The sequence below is a fragment of the Microbacterium sp. 16-032 genome (genome assembly GCF_041079455.1).
Classification (GTDB): domain Bacteria; phylum Actinomycetota; class Actinomycetes; order Actinomycetales; family Microbacteriaceae; genus Microbacterium; species Microbacterium testaceum_A.
The window spans coordinates 304,602-319,999 of the sequence record NZ_JBFYGQ010000004.1; the positions used below are offsets into that span (position 1 = coordinate 304,602).

12 protein-coding genes and 1 tRNA gene are annotated in these 15,398 nt (G+C 70.9%); 12 read left to right on the forward strand and 1 reads right to left on the reverse strand.

The features are described 5' to 3' along the window. Window positions 1-62 precede the first annotated feature (62 nt). The 8 genes from AB6V31_RS10205 (at window position 63) to AB6V31_RS10240 (ending at window position 10,801) form a co-directional block, all read left to right on the forward strand. A complete protein-coding gene (locus tag AB6V31_RS10205; RefSeq protein WP_144785666.1) occupies window positions 63-761 on the forward strand; it encodes a metal-dependent transcriptional regulator in 699 nt (232 codons plus the stop codon). Window positions 762-1,000: 239 nt separating this feature from the next. Beyond that, entirely contained in the window at window positions 1,001-1,921 is a 921-nt protein-coding gene (locus tag AB6V31_RS10210) for a M23 family metallopeptidase (protein WP_369365443.1), read from the forward strand. Between the two features lie 338 nt (window positions 1,922-2,259). Next, a complete protein-coding gene (locus AB6V31_RS10215) occupies window positions 2,260-2,757 on the forward strand; it encodes an HNH endonuclease (RefSeq protein ID WP_056229154.1) in 498 nt (165 codons plus the stop codon). Window positions 2,758-2,824: 67 nt separating this feature from the next. Beyond that, window positions 2,825-3,382 carry a cysteine hydrolase family protein gene (locus AB6V31_RS10220; RefSeq protein ID WP_082450560.1) on the forward strand — a complete coding sequence of 186 codons (558 nt, stop codon included), beginning with the start codon at window positions 2,825-2,827 and terminating at the stop codon, window positions 3,380-3,382. Between the two features lie 216 nt (window positions 3,383-3,598). Beyond that, window positions 3,599-4,255 (forward strand): hypothetical protein, encoded by a 657-nt coding sequence (locus AB6V31_RS10225; protein ID WP_235556989.1) that lies wholly within the window; start codon window positions 3,599-3,601, stop codon window positions 4,253-4,255. Beyond that, window positions 4,255-5,799 carry a DNA polymerase Y family protein gene (locus AB6V31_RS10230; protein ID WP_268104934.1) on the forward strand — a complete coding sequence of 515 codons (1,545 nt, stop codon included), beginning with the start codon at window positions 4,255-4,257 and terminating at the stop codon, window positions 5,797-5,799. Before AB6V31_RS10225 ends, AB6V31_RS10230 begins: the two co-directional genes overlap by 1 nt. Before the next feature lie 39 nt (window positions 5,800-5,838). Beyond that, window positions 5,839-9,348 (forward strand): error-prone DNA polymerase, encoded by a 3,510-nt coding sequence (locus tag AB6V31_RS10235; RefSeq protein ID WP_369365445.1) that lies wholly within the window; start codon window positions 5,839-5,841, stop codon window positions 9,346-9,348. A 64-nt stretch (window positions 9,349-9,412) separates the two neighbouring features. Further along, window positions 9,413-10,801 carry a DUF2510 domain-containing protein gene (locus tag AB6V31_RS10240; protein WP_369365449.1) on the forward strand — a complete coding sequence of 463 codons (1,389 nt, stop codon included), beginning with the start codon at window positions 9,413-9,415 and terminating at the stop codon, window positions 10,799-10,801. A 101-nt stretch (window positions 10,802-10,902) separates the two neighbouring features. Here the strand turns inward: AB6V31_RS10240 and coaBC are convergent, their stop codons facing one another. Continuing rightward, window positions 10,903-12,114 carry a bifunctional phosphopantothenoylcysteine decarboxylase/phosphopantothenate--cysteine ligase CoaBC gene (gene coaBC, locus AB6V31_RS10245; protein WP_369365451.1) on the reverse strand — a complete coding sequence of 404 codons (1,212 nt, stop codon included), beginning with the start codon at window positions 12,112-12,114 and terminating at the stop codon, window positions 10,903-10,905. Between the two features lie 193 nt (window positions 12,115-12,307). Here coaBC and AB6V31_RS10250 point away from each other — a divergent pair, with 193 nt between their 5' ends. The 4 genes from AB6V31_RS10250 to AB6V31_RS10265 all read left to right on the forward strand — a co-directional run bounded on the left by AB6V31_RS10250 (window position 12,308) and on the right by AB6V31_RS10265 (window position 15,302). Continuing rightward, window positions 12,308-13,072 carry an NRDE family protein gene (locus AB6V31_RS10250; RefSeq protein ID WP_369365453.1) on the forward strand — a complete coding sequence of 255 codons (765 nt, stop codon included), beginning with the start codon at window positions 12,308-12,310 and terminating at the stop codon, window positions 13,070-13,072. A gap of 14 nt (window positions 13,073-13,086) precedes the next feature. Next, window positions 13,087-13,159, forward strand: a tRNA-Arg gene (locus AB6V31_RS10255). Window positions 13,160-13,381: 222 nt separating this feature from the next. After that, window positions 13,382-14,572: an acetyl-CoA C-acyltransferase gene (locus tag AB6V31_RS10260; RefSeq protein ID WP_369365455.1), complete on the forward strand. Its 1,191-nt coding sequence runs from the start codon at window positions 13,382-13,384 to the stop codon at window positions 14,570-14,572. Further along, on the forward strand, window positions 14,565-15,302 hold the full coding sequence (locus tag AB6V31_RS10265; protein WP_369365457.1) for an enoyl-CoA hydratase/isomerase family protein: 738 nt from the start codon (window positions 14,565-14,567) through the stop codon (window positions 15,300-15,302). Before AB6V31_RS10260 ends, AB6V31_RS10265 begins: the two co-directional genes overlap by 8 nt. The last annotated feature ends 96 nt before the right edge of the window (window positions 15,303-15,398 follow it).

The window sequence follows — 15,398 nt, forward strand, 5'->3', positions numbered from 1 at the left end:
GCTCATGTCGGAGGGGGTCGGTAGGCTGGGATGACTTGCCGCGCGACATCGAGGACACCTGAATGACCGATCTGATCGACACCACCGAGATGTACCTGCGCACGATCCTCGAGCTCGAAGAAGAGAAGATCGTGCCGCTGCGCGCGCGGATCTCCGAGCGCCTGGGCCACTCGGGTCCGACCGTCTCGCAGACGGTGGGACGAATGGAGCGCGACGGTCTCGTCGTAGTCTCCGAAGATCGTCGCCTCGAGCTGACCGACGACGGTCGGCAGAAGGCCGTCGACGTGATGCGCAAGCACCGGCTCGCCGAGCGACTGCTGAGTGACGTCATCGGTCTCGACTGGGCGTACGTCCACGATGAGGCCTGCCGCTGGGAGCACGTCATGAGCGAGCAGGTGGAGCGTCGCCTCGTCGAACTGCTCGGCCACCCCACCGAGTCGCCGTATGGCAATCCGATCCCCGGTCTCGACCAGCTCGGCGACGCCAACAGCGTCACCTTCGACGACGGTGTCGTCGGCCTCGTCCGCAAGCTCACCGATGCGGGCGGCCCCATCTCGGGGACGGTCCGCCGCCTCGCCGAGCCCGCGCAGGTCGACCCCGAACTGCTGCAGCAGCTCAAGGCCGCGGGAGTGCTCCCCGGTGCCCACGGCGACTACCGCTTCAACGAGGGCTACGTGCTCGTGCAGATGGACGGCGTCGATGAGGGACTCGAGCTGCCCGTCGAGGTCGCCTCGCACATCTTCCTCGTCGCCGAGGACTGAGCGCGGCCGCGTTCGACGGTGCCGGGCCGAGCATCGCCTGGGAGCGGTTACTGAAGCGTGACATGTTCGTTATCTTCGGGTAGCCTCAGAAAGTCCACAGGCGAGAAGCCCGCCGTCGGACCCCTCGCGGTTTGCCTCATCGGCTCGTCGTCCGCGCAGGGCCCAGCCCGCACATCGTGCCCCACATTCGAGTGCTGACGAGCCAGCGTCCCCGAAGACGCAGAGGCGCCGGAGGAACTTTGGCTGAACACAACGAGCCCGCAGCGGACCTACCCGAAGGTGCCGCGACGGGACCCACCCGCAAGAGCGCGCGCGCCGCGGTGACCCGCCCGGCCGGTCGCGCCCTGCAGACCACGGCCCCCGCGACCGCACCCGTCGCACGCACCGCTCCTGCTCGAAGCGCCTCGTCGCCGCGTCGCGTCGGCAAGCCGTTGCGCAGCGCCGTCATCCTCTCGATGGTCGCCGGGCTCGTCGCCACGGTCGCCATCCCCGCGTATGCGGCGACCATGCCGGCCGCCGAGACCATGACGCTCCAGCAGATGTCGGCCGCCGACAACCAGTCGCTCGTCGTGGCCTCGGACGCCACCGCCGAGACCCTCGACCGCAGCAGCTACTCCGCCACCACCGCCGACGAGATCCAGAAGAAGAAGGATCAAGAAGCCGCCGCGGCCGCCGCCGCGGAGCGCGCGCGTCAGCTGGCCGCCAACGCCACGAAGGCGTCGACGTCGGTGAGCTCGATCGACCTCAACATGACCGCGCCCGGATCGGGTGAGGTGCGCTGGCCGCTGACGAGCTACACGCTCGGCCGTGGCCTGTGGGACTCCGGCTACCACCAGGGAGTCGACCTCCTCGCCCCCGGCGGACAGCCCATCTTCGCCGCGGCCGGCGGAGTCGTCAGCGTCTCGCAGGAGAGCTACGGTGGCTACGGTGTCGCCATCGTGATCGAGCACGTCATCAACGGTCAGAAGGTCTCGACCACGTACGGTCACATGACGTACGGCAGCCGCCAGGTGCAGGCCGGACAAACCGTCGCCCCGGGCCAGCTCATCGGCCTGGTCGGCTCGACGGGCAGTTCGACCGCCAACCACCTCCACTTCGAGGTGCACATCAACGGCTCGGTCGTCGATCCCTACGCGTGGCTGCAGCAGAACGCCGGCTGATATTCCACACGAGGCGGCGTGCCGGAGGACATCGTTCTCCGACACGCCGCTTCTTGTTTCCCTCCGCGGCCGACCCCGGGCGTGTCGCAGTGGGTTAGCCTGTCAGCGACGTCGGAAGAACCGAAGGGACATACCGATGAACACCAGTCCGCGCATCCGCACCATGGATGCGCTCGGGCTGCTCGTTCTTCGGCATCGTGTGTTCGGATGCCGCGGTTTCACCGTGACCTCCCAGGCGCTGTCTGCCTAGACAGCGCCTTTTTCATACCCTTTCGCACCTTCCGTCGTCGCGAGTCGAACATCCGAGAAGCCGTCTCGGCCATTCGAGAGGACGAGAAATGCGCACACTGGTGCTGAACGCGGGCTACGAGCCCCTCGCGGTCGTGTCGTTCAAGCGAGCCCTCGTGCTCGTGATGAACGACAAGGCCACCGTCGTCGAGAGCATCGACGAAGACCCGGTCTGGGCCGCCCACGGAACCTACGATCGCCCGGCGGTGATCATCCTGACCCGTTACGTGCGGGTTCCGGGGGCCCGCCAGGTGCCGGTCACCCGTCGAGGGGTCCTGCGCCGCGACGCCCACCGTTGCGGATACTGCGGCAAGGCCGCGTCGACGATCGATCACGTGCTGCCCCGTTCGCGCGGCGGCAAGGACACGTGGGAGAACCTCGTGGCGTGCTGCCTGCTGTGCAACAACGTCAAGGGCGATCGCACTCCTCAGGAGATGCGGTGGGAGCTGCGGCTCGTCCCGGCGCCTCCGAGGGGGTCGTCGTGGACGGTGCGCGGTGTGGACAAGAGCGATCCGCGGTGGGAGCCGTACCTGGCGTTGGCCGCGTGAGACCGGCATCCGGGATCCTTCTGCGCACGTGTGGTGGGTGAGGCGTTCCGGGTGATGGGATGGGGGCATGACTCGTGCTCTTCTCGTCATCGACATGCAGCGGGGTTTCGACGACCTCTCGTTCTGGGGTCCGACCGCGAATCCGGAGTGCGAGGCGCATGTCGCGGCGCTGATCGATGCGTGGCGTCGTGACGACGAGCCGATCGTCGTGGTGCGCCATGAGTCGGCGTCCGTCGGTTCCCCTCTTCACCCGGATGCCGAGGGCAACGGGCTCGTCGACGCGGTCGCCGCTGCTCCCGCCGCTCTCGTCGTCTCGAAGAGCGTCAACTCGGCGTTCTATGGAGATCCCGATCTGAACGCGTGGTTGCACGAGCGCGGCATCCGGGAACTGGTGATCTGCGGCATCCAGACGAACATGTGCGTCGAGACGACGGCGCGGATGGCGGGCAACCTCGGCTACGACGTGACGGTCGTCCTGGATGCCACGCGCACCTTCGATCTGACCGGGGAGGTTGCGGGGCTCGGTACCGTCACCCGCACGGCGGCGGAGCTCATGGCGAACACCGCCATCGTGCTGCAGCAGGGGGGATTCGCGCGGATCGCGGCGACGGCCGATCTGGTCTGAGCGGGGCTGTCACCGGCGGGACGCGGGGAAGCCGGTGCGCTCTGCCGGGCGCGCGATCGGGGCTGTGCGGGCGATGTCGGAGGTCGATCGTATCTTCGACCCACAGGGATTGAGGTCATCGAACAGATGTTCTAACCTGTGGGAGTGAGGGCGATCGTGAGAGACCAGGTACAGGCCGTACCCGACATCCATGCGCTGCGCGATCGCCTCGAGCGCATGCAGGGGCGTCGCATGGACGCGCCGGTCCTGCCGACGCATCCGGCTTTCTCTTCGCTGCTGCCCGGTGGGGGATTGCGGTCGGGGTCGGCATACGCGCTGGCCCGCTCGGCGTCTCTTCTGCTGGCGCTCATGGCGCGACCCTCGCAGGACGGCGCGTGGTGCGGGGTGATCGGCATGCCCGAGCTCGGAGCCGAGGCCGCCGAGAAATACGGTCTCGATCTCGATCGACTCGTGTTCATCCCCGACCCGGGTCCCCGGTGGCTCGCCGTGACGGCGACGATCACCGAAGTGCTGCCCGTGGTGGCGGTGCGCCCTCCCTCGGGGTCGACGGCCGCCCGCGGAGGCGCCGAGACCACGAGACTGGCCGCGCGGTTACGCGATCGCGGTTCGGTCCTGCTCGTACAGGGAGCCTGGCCCCAGGCCGAGGCGGTGATCGATGTCGCCGATCCGCGGTGGTCGGGACTCGGCCACGGGCACGGGTACCTCGCCGGGCGTGAGCTGACCGTGTCCGTGACCAGCCGACGCTCGCCGAACGCCCGACGCGCGCGCATGCTGCTGCCCGCCGCAGACGGGACGATCGAGCTGCTGGGTGCTCCGGCGGAGCGACTGGTTCCGCGCGAGCGCGATGCCTTCCCGGTGCGGGCGGTGGGATGATGCAGGCCCCCACGCGCAGCCTCGTGCTGTGGTTCCCCGACTGGCCCATCACGGCGTTCTCGAACGAGGCGGTGAGCCCTCCTCGGCCGGATGCCGCGGTGGCGGTGTTCTCCCACAATGTCGTCGTCGCCTGCTCGTGGGCCGCCCGGGCGCAGGGCGTGCGCCGCGGACAGAAGCGCCGCGATGCGCAGGCGCTGTGCCCGGGACTGCAGGTGGTGCCGGCCGATCCCGTGCGAGATGCACGAGCATTCGCCCCGGTCGTCGCCCGGATCGAGGAGCGCGCTCCCGGCGTTCAGGTCGTCCGGCCCGGTCTCTGCGCCCTCCGCGCACGAGGGCCGGCGCGCTATTACGGCGGTGAGGTCGAGGCTGCGCGCATGCTGATCCGGCAACTCGACGACGACGGGTTCGGGGGCGTGCGCGCGAGTGTCGCCGACGGGGTGTTCACCGCGGAGCAGGCGGCTCGGACGGCACCTGATGACGACCCCGTCCGCATCGTCGAGCCCGGTGGGGCCGGGGCCTTCCTCGCGCCCCTGTCGATCGCGACTCTCGACGACGCCGAGTTCGGCAGCCTGCTGTCTCGACTGGGAGTGCACACCCTGGGCGAGCTGGCGGGACTCCAGGTCGAGCGGGTGCGGGAACGGTTCGGCGAGAGGGGGGTTCGCCTGCACGCCCTCGCCGGGGGACTCGATTCGCAGCCGGTCCAGCCGCGGACACCCCCTCCCGAGTTGCACCGCGACGTCGCGTTCGAACCGCCTCTCGAGCTCGCCGACCAGGTCGCTTTCGGCATGCGTGTCGCCGCCGAGGAGTTCATCGCCCAGCTCGGTGTGCACGATCTGGTGTGCACCGAGCTGCGTGTCGTGCTCACGGGTGAACGGGGCGAACGCAGCGAGCGCGTGTGGCTGCACCCCGGTTCGTTCGACGCCGCCGGGGTGGTCGACCGCGTGCGCTGGCAGCTCGCCGAAGACGCGCAGGGCATCTTCGGTAGCGGGGTCGCGGGGGTGCACATCGAGCCGGAGGCCGTCGACGCCGCAGCGCACCACGCCAAGGGGCTGTTCGGGGCCGGACCCGACGAGCGGGTGCATCACGCTCTCTCTCGCGTCCAGGCGATGCTCGGCCACCGCGGCGTTGTGACCCCCACGATCGGTGGCGGACGCTGGCTCGCCGAGCGTCAGGTGCTCGTGCCGTGGGGTGATCGGGCGATCGCCGAGAAGGTGCGGACGCGGCCGTGGCCGGGCAGCCTCCCCGACCCTCTGCCCGCCACCGTCTATCCGGAGCCGCGTCTGGTGGGGGTCACCGACATCGCCGGTGCGCCGGTCACGGTGGGCGAACGCGACGTGCTGAGCGCTCCGCCGGCCGTCCTCGAGACCGCCGGGCAGCGACGCCGCATCAGCGAGTGGGCGGGTCCGTGGCCGATCAGCGAGCGGGGGTGGGATGCCCTGCGGGCGCGCAAGGCTCACCGGTTCCAGGTGGTCGACACCGATGGGGGTGCCTGGTTGCTGGTGGTCGAAGAGGGCGAGTGGAGAGCAGAGGGACGCTATGACTGAGGCTCCGCGCACCCCCGGTCCGCAGAAGGGGTCGCGCTGATGGGATGGACCAACCCTCCCGTGAAGTGGTCCGAGCTCGAGCGCGTGCTCAGCGACGCCCGCAGACCCACCGGCGCACCGCCGAACGGCGACGGCGGTGACAGCCCCGCCTGGTCGCACAAACGCGGAGCCTACGTACCGCCCTCGATCGAGCGGCCCACCGATACGGTGCCCTACGCCGAGCTCCACGCGCACTCGTCCTACTCGTTCCTTGACGGCGCGTCCTCACCCGAAGAACTCGTCGAAGAGGCCGAGCGCTTGGGGTTGCACGCCCTCGCCCTCACCGACCACGACGGCTTCTACGGCATCGTACGATTCGCCGAGGCGGCCGAACAGCGGGCCGTGAACACCGTCTTCGGCGCGGAGTTGTCGCTCGGGCTCCCCGGCCCCCAGAACGGGGAGGCGGACCCGACCGGCTCGCACCTGCTCGTCCTCGCCCGCCAGGAAGAGGGTTATCACCGCCTCGCCGCCGCCATCACCCACGCCCAGCTGACCGGTGCAGAGAAGGGCCGGCCGGTCTACGACCTCGAAGACCTCGCCGAACGAGCCGGGGGACCGGGCGACCCGCAGTGGGCGGTGCTCACCGGATGCCGCAAGGGGGCGGTACGCCAGGCCCTCGCCTTCGAGGGTCCGGCCGGAGCCGCGCGTGAACTCGACACCCTCGTCGACCTGTTCGGCGCCGAGGCGGTCTATGTCGAGCTGATGGATCACGGCGATCCGCTCGACTCGCGCCGCAACGACGTCCTGGCCGCGCTCGCCGCCGAGCGAGGGTTGCCGATCCTCGCCACCAACAACGTGCACTACGCCGCTCCGCAGAAGGAGCTGTTGGCCGCCGCCGTCGCCGCGGTGCGGGCGAACCGGGGCCTCGACGAGCTCGACGGCTGGCTCCCCTCCCATGCCGGGGCGCATCTGCGTTCGGGGGTCGAGATGGCGGCGCGGTTCCGGCGCTACCCGGGAGCGGTGGCGCGCACGGTCGAGCTCGCCGATGAGATCGCTTTTCCGTTGCGTCGGGCCAAGCCCGCCCTGCCGAAGCAGAAGGTGCCCGAGGGGCACACGCCCATGTCGTGGCTGCGGCACCTGGTCTGGGCGGCCGTACCGCGCAAGTACCCAAATCTGTCCGACGACGACCGGCGACGCATCGAACGCGAGCTCGAGGTCATCGAGATGAAGGACTTCCCGGGCTACTTCCTCATCGTCTACGGCATCGTGGCCGAGGCGCGGCGGCGCGGCATCCTGTGTCAGGGGCGGGGGTCGGCGGCCAACAGCGCCGTCTGCTACCTGCTCGACATCACCGCCGTCGACTCGATCTTTTACAAGCTGCCGTTCGAGCGGTTCCTCTCGAGCCTGCGCGACGAAGAGCCCGACATCGACGTCGACTTCGACTCCGACCGTCGCGAAGAGATCATCCAGTGGGTCTACGGCGAATACGGGCGTGAACGAGCGGCGCAGGTCGCGAACGTGATCCAGTACCGCCCGAAGAACGCCGTGCGCGACATGGCCCGTGCGCTCGGGCACTCCCCGGGTCAGCAGGATGCCTGGTCGAAGCAGGTCGAGCGGTGGGGAGCCACCCTCGAGAGCGGAGCCGATCACGACATCCCCGACCAGGTCATCGAGTTCGCGTCGGAGCTGTTGAAGGCACCGCGACACCTCGGCATCCACTCCGGGGGAATGGTGCTCACCGACCGCCCGGTGGGCGAGGTCGTCCCCATCGAGCACGCGCGGATGGAGAACCGCACGGTGATCCAGTGGGACAAGGACGATGCCGCGTGGATGGGGCTGGTCAAGTTCGACCTCCTGGGCCTCGGCATGCTCGCGGCCCTGCAGTACTGCTTCGACCTGATCCGCGACGCCACGGGGGAGGAGTGGGAACTGTCGACTCTGCCGAAGGAAGAGAAGGCGGTGTACGACATGCTCTGCCGTGCGGATTCGATCGGGGTGTTCCAGGTGGAGTCGCGCGCGCAGATGGGTCTTCTGCCCCGGTTGCAGCCCCGCACGTTCTACGACCTCGTGGTGCAGATCGCCCTCATCCGCCCCGGCCCGATCCAGGGCGGGGCCGTCCACCCGTTCGTGCGCCGCAAGCTCGGCCAGGAGCCGATCACCTACGTGCACCCCAAGCTCGAGCCGGTGCTCTCACGCACGATGGGAGTACCGGTGTTCCAAGAACAACTCATGCAGATGGCCGTGGCCATCGGCAACTGCTCCGCCGAAGACGCCGATCTGCTGCGTCGCGCCATGGGATCCAAGCGTGGACTGGAGCGGATCGACTCCTTGCGGGAGACGCTCTACGCGGGCATGGCCGAGAACGGCCTGGTGGGGCAGGTCGCCGACGAGCTCTACGCCAAGATCCAGGCCTTCGCGAACTTCGGTTTCGCAGAGTCGCATTCGCTGTCGTTCGCTCTTCTGGTCTACGCCAGCTCATGGATCAAGCTGCACTACCCGGCCGCCTTCCTCGCCGGGCTCCTGCGCGCACAGCCCATGGGGTTCTACTCGCCCGCCACACTCACCGCCGATGCCCGCCGGCACGGGGTGCAGGTACGTCGGCCCGATCTGCTGCGCTCGGGGGTCGAGGCGACCCTCGAACCCGTGGACGACACGGACAGCGAGAGGGGATCGGAGCGGACGAATGCCGCGGGGACGGCGAGAGGGGCGGATGCCGCGGGGTCCGCATCACCGGGTTCGGCGCCGCGGCGGGCGAGGAGGCCGGCGACCGGGCTCGAGGCGTGTGCTCACGCGATCCAGCCGCCGACGGGGGAGTTCGACCCCGCGGAGGCCGATGAGACGCTCGCCCATCGCCGCGACGGGGGTTTCGCCGTGCGTCTCGGGCTGGCCGGCGTCACCGGAATCGGAGCCAAGGTCGCCGCGCGCATCGTCGACGAGCGAGAGAACGGCGGAGACTACCGCGACCTGCGCGACCTCGTTCGGCGGACGGGATTGGTCACGGCTCAGCTCGAAGCCCTCGCCACGGCGGGAGCGTTCGACTGCCTCGGGCACACGAGGCGCGAGGCGATCTGGTTGTCGGGGTCGGCCGCCCTCGACCGTCCGGAGTTCCTCCCCGACTCCCTGGTGGCCGTCCAGCCTCCTCTATTCACCGACCCGTCGAGCTACGAGATCCTCGCATCCGACCTGTGGGCCACGGGCCTGTCGGCGGACGACCATCCGCTCACCCATTTCCGGGCCGCGCTCGATGCCCGCGGGGTGCTGACCTCGCGTGAGCTCCGCACCTTCGAGACCGACCGGCGCATCGAGGTGGCGGGGCTCGTGACGCACCGACAGCGGCCGGCCACGGCATCCGGGATCACGTTCCTCAACCTCGAAGACGAACACGGCCTGATGAACATCATCTGCTCGGTCGGCGTGTGGAACAGATACCGCCGCGTCGCGCGCGAATCACCCGCTCTCATCGTGCGCGGGATGCTCGAGCGCTCGGTCGAGGGAGTGACCAACGTGGTCGCCGACGGATTCACCGATCTGCGCGTGGGAGTGTCCCACGCGTCGCGAGACTTCCGATGACGTCGGATGCCATCACTAGACTCGGGCCATCTCGCCCGGTTCCGCACCTGACAGGGGAAACGACATGACCGACACTCCCACTCCGCCCGACGGCTGGTATCCCGACCCCGCCGGCGGCGGCGGCCTGCGCCGCTGGAACGGCACCGGCTGGACCGACGAGGTGCGCTCCGCCACGGAATCCGCGTCGGCGCACGACGCCGCGCCGCGACCCGGCGACAGCTCGGCGGACCAGGGCGCCGCGGCCACCGAAGGGTCGTCGTACGACATCTCGTCGAGCCTCGACCCGCAGGAGCACCCCGCAGGCACGGCGAACGAGGGAGAGTCGGCCGGCGCTTCGGCGCACGAGGGCACTCCGTCGCTCGGCACCCCGTCGGCGTACGCTGCGGGCGGTGCGGACAGCCACGACACGCACGGCCATGACGGCGCGCACGATGCGGCCGCTCCGCTCACCGCCTCCGAGCCGGCGGCCCCTGCTCCACACGAGCCGGCTCCGTACGACTCTGCCGCGCACGACTCAGCCGCGCACGACTCTGTCGCGCACGAGTCCCCGTCGCAGGACTCCGCAGAGTCCGAGTCCGCCTCGCACGGCTCGGCGTCGCACGGCTCGGCGTCGTCCGGCTCCGCGCCCTCGGCGGTTCCGGATTCGGCGTACTCCGCCGCCGGGGCAGCCGCCGGCGCGGGCGTGCCGCCCGTGGCTCCGCCCGCAGCCCCCGCGGCTCCGCCCGCAGCCCCCGCGGCTCCGCCCACCGCCCCCGTCGCTCCGCCGGCAGCCCCGGCCTACACGTCGGCCCCGGCCTTCCCGGGCGCACCGGCTTCGTCCTCCGCTCCGTCGTATCCCTCCGCTCCGGCGTACACCGCCGGCGCGGCCGGAGCCGGCTACGCCGCGGGCCCGGGTTACCCGAGCGCACCCCCGGTGTCGTACGACACCGCCGCCCCTCGCCGCGACATCAAGACCAACACCGTGTGGGTGTGGCTCATGGTCTTCCTGCCGGTGCTCAGCCTGCTCGGAGTCGTGATCTTCGACTGGTCGTCGTACTTCCGTGATGCCTTCTACGCCGGCGTGTACTCCTACGACTCCGGCCCGGCGTCGATGGCCGGCACGAACGCCGCGACCGCGCTGATCACCGTCGTGACGTCGGTGGTGAGCATCGTCGTCTCGGCGCTCACGGTTCTGTTCGCCTTCCTCGACTGGCGTCAGTTGCGCGCACGCGGTGTCGATCGTCCGTTCCACTGGGCCTTTAGCTTCTTCGTGCTGGTCATCGGCTCGGGCCTTGTGTACATCATCGGTCGCGGTGTGATCCTGCGTCGCCGCACCGGCTCGGGCCTCGGTCCGATCTGGGCCGCTGTCGCTGTCAACCTCGCCGTGGTGATCGGCTTCATCGTCTGGATCGTCGTGCTCATCGCGCAGATGTCAGCTCTCATCAACGACTTCTCCACCAGTTTCGGCTACTGAATCGTCGGGCGGGCGCCCCTGGTGCCCGCCCGGCCACGTTCGAAGTCCGTCGTGCGTCTTGCGCCCCGCGTTGTCAGCCGCGCGGCGACAGTCACGCGTCGTCAGTGGCGCATCGACGCGCGCACGGTCAGGACCGCGTCGAGGAGCGCGTGAGCCGCGTCATCCTTGGATCCCGCGACCGTCGCGAGCACGTCACCCGTGGCATCCACGATGGTGAGGGCGTTCTCAGACGATTCGAACCCGCGCGTCCAGCCCACGGCATTGGCCGCCAGCAGATCGACGCCCTTTCGCGCCGCCTTCGCGCGAGCGCGTTCCCGCAGCTCCGCGTCGTCGGCCACGGTCTCGGCCGCGAACCCGACGATCGTCTGCCCGGGGCGGCGGGCGGTCGCGAGTCCCGCGAGGATGTCGCGGTTCTCGCGCAACTCGAGCGTGAGGCCGCCGGGGGAGTCCTGCTTCCGGAGCTTGTGTTCCGACACCACGGCGACGGAGTAGTCGGCGACAGCCGCGGCCATGACGATCACGTCGGCGTCGGGGGCTACGGCATCCATCGCCCGTCCCAACTCGTCAGCGGTCCCGGCGGCGATCACTTCGACGCGAGGGTCGGGGCGCACGTCCGCGTCGAGGTGCGCGGCGACGAGCGTCACGCGCGCGCCCCGGTCCGCGGCGGCCCGTGCGATCGCCACGCCCTGCCGACCGCTCGAGCGGTTCCCGAGGAACCGCACGGGGTCGATGGGCTCGCGCGTCCCCCCGGCGCTCACGACGATCGAAAGCCCCTCAAGGTCGCGCGGGCGTCCGACGAGCGCCAGGGCCGCGGCCACGATCTCTTCGGGCTCCGACATGCGCCCGGGGCCCGAGTCGCCGCCCGTGAGCACGCCGTCGGCCGGTCCGACCACGTGCACGCCGCGAGAGCGCAGGACGTCCATGTTGTGCGCGGTGGCCGGGTGCCGCCACATCTCGGTGTGCATGGCCGGGGCGACGACGACCGGAGCGGTCGTCGCGAGGAGAGTCGTGCCGAGCAGGTCGGACGCCAGCCCCGCCGTCATCGCCGCGAGCGTGTTCGCGGTGGCGGGGGCGACGATCACCAGGTCGGCGGACTGGCCCAGCGCGACGTGCCGGACACGCGCGACGTCATCGTGCACCGAGGTCGTCACGGGGTTGCGACTGAGGGCCTCCCACGTGGGCAGGCCGACGAAACGCAGGGCGTCCGCGGTCGGGATCACGTGCACGTCGTGCCCCGCCTTCACGAGCAGGCGCACGAGGCTCACGGTCTTGTAGGCGGCGATGCCCCCGGTCACTCCCACGACGACGAACATCGTCCCAGTCTTCCAGGTCGGCGTCCGCGACGGGGGTGGTGCGATGAGAACAGGGGGAGCGACGGGAACAGGCGGTTCCGACGCCGAACGGCCTGTTCCCGTCGCGCGGCCTGTTCTCGTGACGGACCCGGGCCGCCGCACGGGGCGTCCGCGGCCCGCCCCGTCTGGGCCTCGCGCGGGTAGCGTTGTCGGAATGTGCACGGTCGTGATCGACGTTCCCGCGATTCCCGGTGAGCCCGTGCGGGTGCTCGCCGTCCGCGATGAGGACCGCGACCGCCCCTGGCGGGGCATCGGCGCCTGGTGGCCCGAGCGCGACGGTGTCCTGGGCGTGCGCGATGACCGCGCCGGAGGAGCGTGGCTGGCCCTCGACCCGGCCGCTCACCGGCTCGCGGTTCTGCTCAATCGCGAAGACCTGTCCGACCGTCCCGACGACGGCCTCGTCAGCCGGGGCGGTGTTCCCCTCGATGCGGTGGGGGTCGGCATCCCGGATCGTCCCGCCACGCGGGGGTTCAACCTCGTCGAGGTGGATGCCGCGGGTGCGCACCTCGTGGAGTGGGACGGCGTGGTCTCGCGTCGCACCGCACTCGCCCCGGGCACGCACATGGTCGCCCACCACGCGGTCGACGACCCGGGAACCCCGCGCATCGCGCGGTGGCTCGAGGCGTTCCGCGCGGCCGGCCCGGCGGCCGGCTCGGACTGGTGGATGCCGTGGCTCGGCGTGATCGAGAAGGCGACGCACGAGCCCGAGTCGTCGATCCTGCGGCGGGATGCCCACGACGGGCTCGTCCTCGAGTCGCTCCTGGTCTGTGCGGTGAGCATCGGGCCCGACGGCGTGGACGTGCGCGAAGCGACCCTCGCCGAGCCGGGGCGATGGGACGACGGTCTGGTCGCGGCGCTGCGGGAGCGCATGCCGCTGACGAGCGCTGACCGAACCGCCCGGGTCGAAGCGCCGCAGTAGGCTGGGACGATCCCGCCTCCGTAGCTCAGGGGATAGAGCGCCGCACTCCTAACGCGGGCGTCGCAGGTTCGAATCCTGTCGGGGGCACTCCATCGCGATGACTTCGTCGCGCCTTCTTCTGCGCTCGGCGCGACGCGCCCCGCGCGCGACGTCGCTCCGGCAGCGTCCGACGTGCCGTGATTCCGACGACGTCCGTCTCGGCGTTGCCTCCCCGCGTACCGCCGTGGCATGATTACTGAACGATCGGTCGGAAAACCTCGCAGGCGAGGTGGACGGGCCCCGCCAAAGTCGGCGGGGGAGAGGAAGACGATGGCGGACGCGTTTCTCATCGGCGGTGCGCGCACCCCGGTCGGTCGGTACGGCGGGGCGCTGGCATCCGTTCGTCCCGACGATCTCGCGGCCCTCGTCGTGGCCGAGGCGGTGGCCCGCGCGGGCGTCCCCGGCGAGGCGATCGACGAGGCGATCCTCGGTGCTGCGAACCAGGCGGGGGAGGACAACCGCAACGTCGCCCGCATGGCCGTGCTGCTCGCGGGGCTGCCCGACAGCATTCCCGGTCTGACCGTCAACCGCCTCTGCGCCTCGGGAATGAGCGCGATCGCGCTCGCCGCGCAGGCCGTGCGCGCGGGGGACGCCGACCTCGTCGTGGCCGGCGGCGTCGAGTCGATGACCCGCGCGCCCTGGGTGCAGGCGAAGCCCGAGAAGGCCTGGGCGAAGCCCGGGGCGGTATTCGACACCTCGATCGGCTGGCGCTTCACCAATCCACGCCTCGCCGCGCGCGAGAAGGCCACGTTCTCGATGCCCGAAACGGCCGAAGAGGTCGCGCGCCTCGACGGGATCTCGCGGGCGGATGCCGATGCCTTCGCCCTGCGCAGCCACGAGCGCGCGATCGCGGCCCAGGATGCTGGTCGCTTCGCGAGCGAGATCGTCGCCGTCAACACCGGCCGGGGCATCGTCGACAGCGACGAGGGACCGCGCCGTGACACCTCGCTCGACGTGCTCGCGAAGCTCAAGCCGGTCGTGAGGGACGGCGAGGTCGTCACCGCGGGCAACTCCAGCTCGCTCAACGACGGGGCCTCGGCCCTCGTCGTCGCGAGCGCCGAGGCTGTCGAGCGCTACGGACTCCGGCCGCGCGCGAGGATCGTGGCGCACGCCTCCGCGGCTCTCGCCCCCCAGATCATGGGCCTCGGCCCCGTGCCCGCGACCGAGAAAGCCCTCGCGAAGGCCGGGCTCTCGGCATCCGACCTCGGCGCCGTCGAACTCAACGAGGCGTTCGCCTCGCAGTCGCTCGCGTGCGTGCGGCGCCTCGGGCTCGACCCCGAGATCGTCAACGCCGACGGCGGGGCGATCGCGCTGGGGCATCCGCTGGGCTCGAGCGGCTCGCGGCTCATCGTGACCCTGCTCGGCCGGCTCGAGCGCGAGGGCGCGCGGTACGGCCTCGCGACGATGTGCGTCGGCGTCGGCCAGGGCGCCGCGATGATCGTGGAGCGGGTCGATGGCTGAAACCATCCGCGTCGACGCCACCGCCGGCCGCGTCGTCGCCACCCTCGACCGCCCCGAGGTGCGCAACGCGATCGACCAGGCCATGGTCGACGAGCTGCACGCCCTGTGCGCCGAGCTCGAGGCGAACCCGCGCACCCTCATCCTCGCCGGCGCGGGCGGTGTCTTCGCCGCGGGAGCCGACATCGCCCAGCTGCGCGAGCGCACGGGAGACGACGCGCGACGCGGCATCAACGCGACGGTGTTCGATCGCATCCGGCACCTCCCGATGCCTGTGATCGCCGCGGTCGACGGCTTCGCCCTCGGCGGGGGAGCCGAACTCGCGTACGCGGCCGACATCCGCCTCGGCACCCCCCGCGTGCGCTTCGGCAATCCCGAGCCGGGCCTCGGCATCATCGCCGCCGCAGGTGCGTCATGGCGTCTGCCCGAGATCGTCGGCCACGCCCGCGCGAGCGAGCTGCTGCTCACCGCGCGCGTGATCGACGCCGACGAGGCCCTCGCCTGGGGGCTGCTGTCGAGCGTGCACGAGCCCGACGACCTGCTCGCCGCCGCGCACGCGATCGCCGACCGCATCGCCGCGAACTCGGCGCGCGCGACGATCCTCACCAAGCGCGCGCTGCTCGCGCCTCGCGCCGAGCACCCGGCGATCGACGGTGAGCTGCAGGCCGAGCTTTTCGACAGCGCCGACAAGCGCGCCCGCATGACCGCGTTCCTCGAGAGGAAGAAGAAGTGACCCTTCCCGAGACCACGTCTCGCACCCGCGCCGCCGCCACGGACGCGACCGACACAGCCGCCGCTCCCGCCGGAGCCACGGCATCCGTCCCCGCCG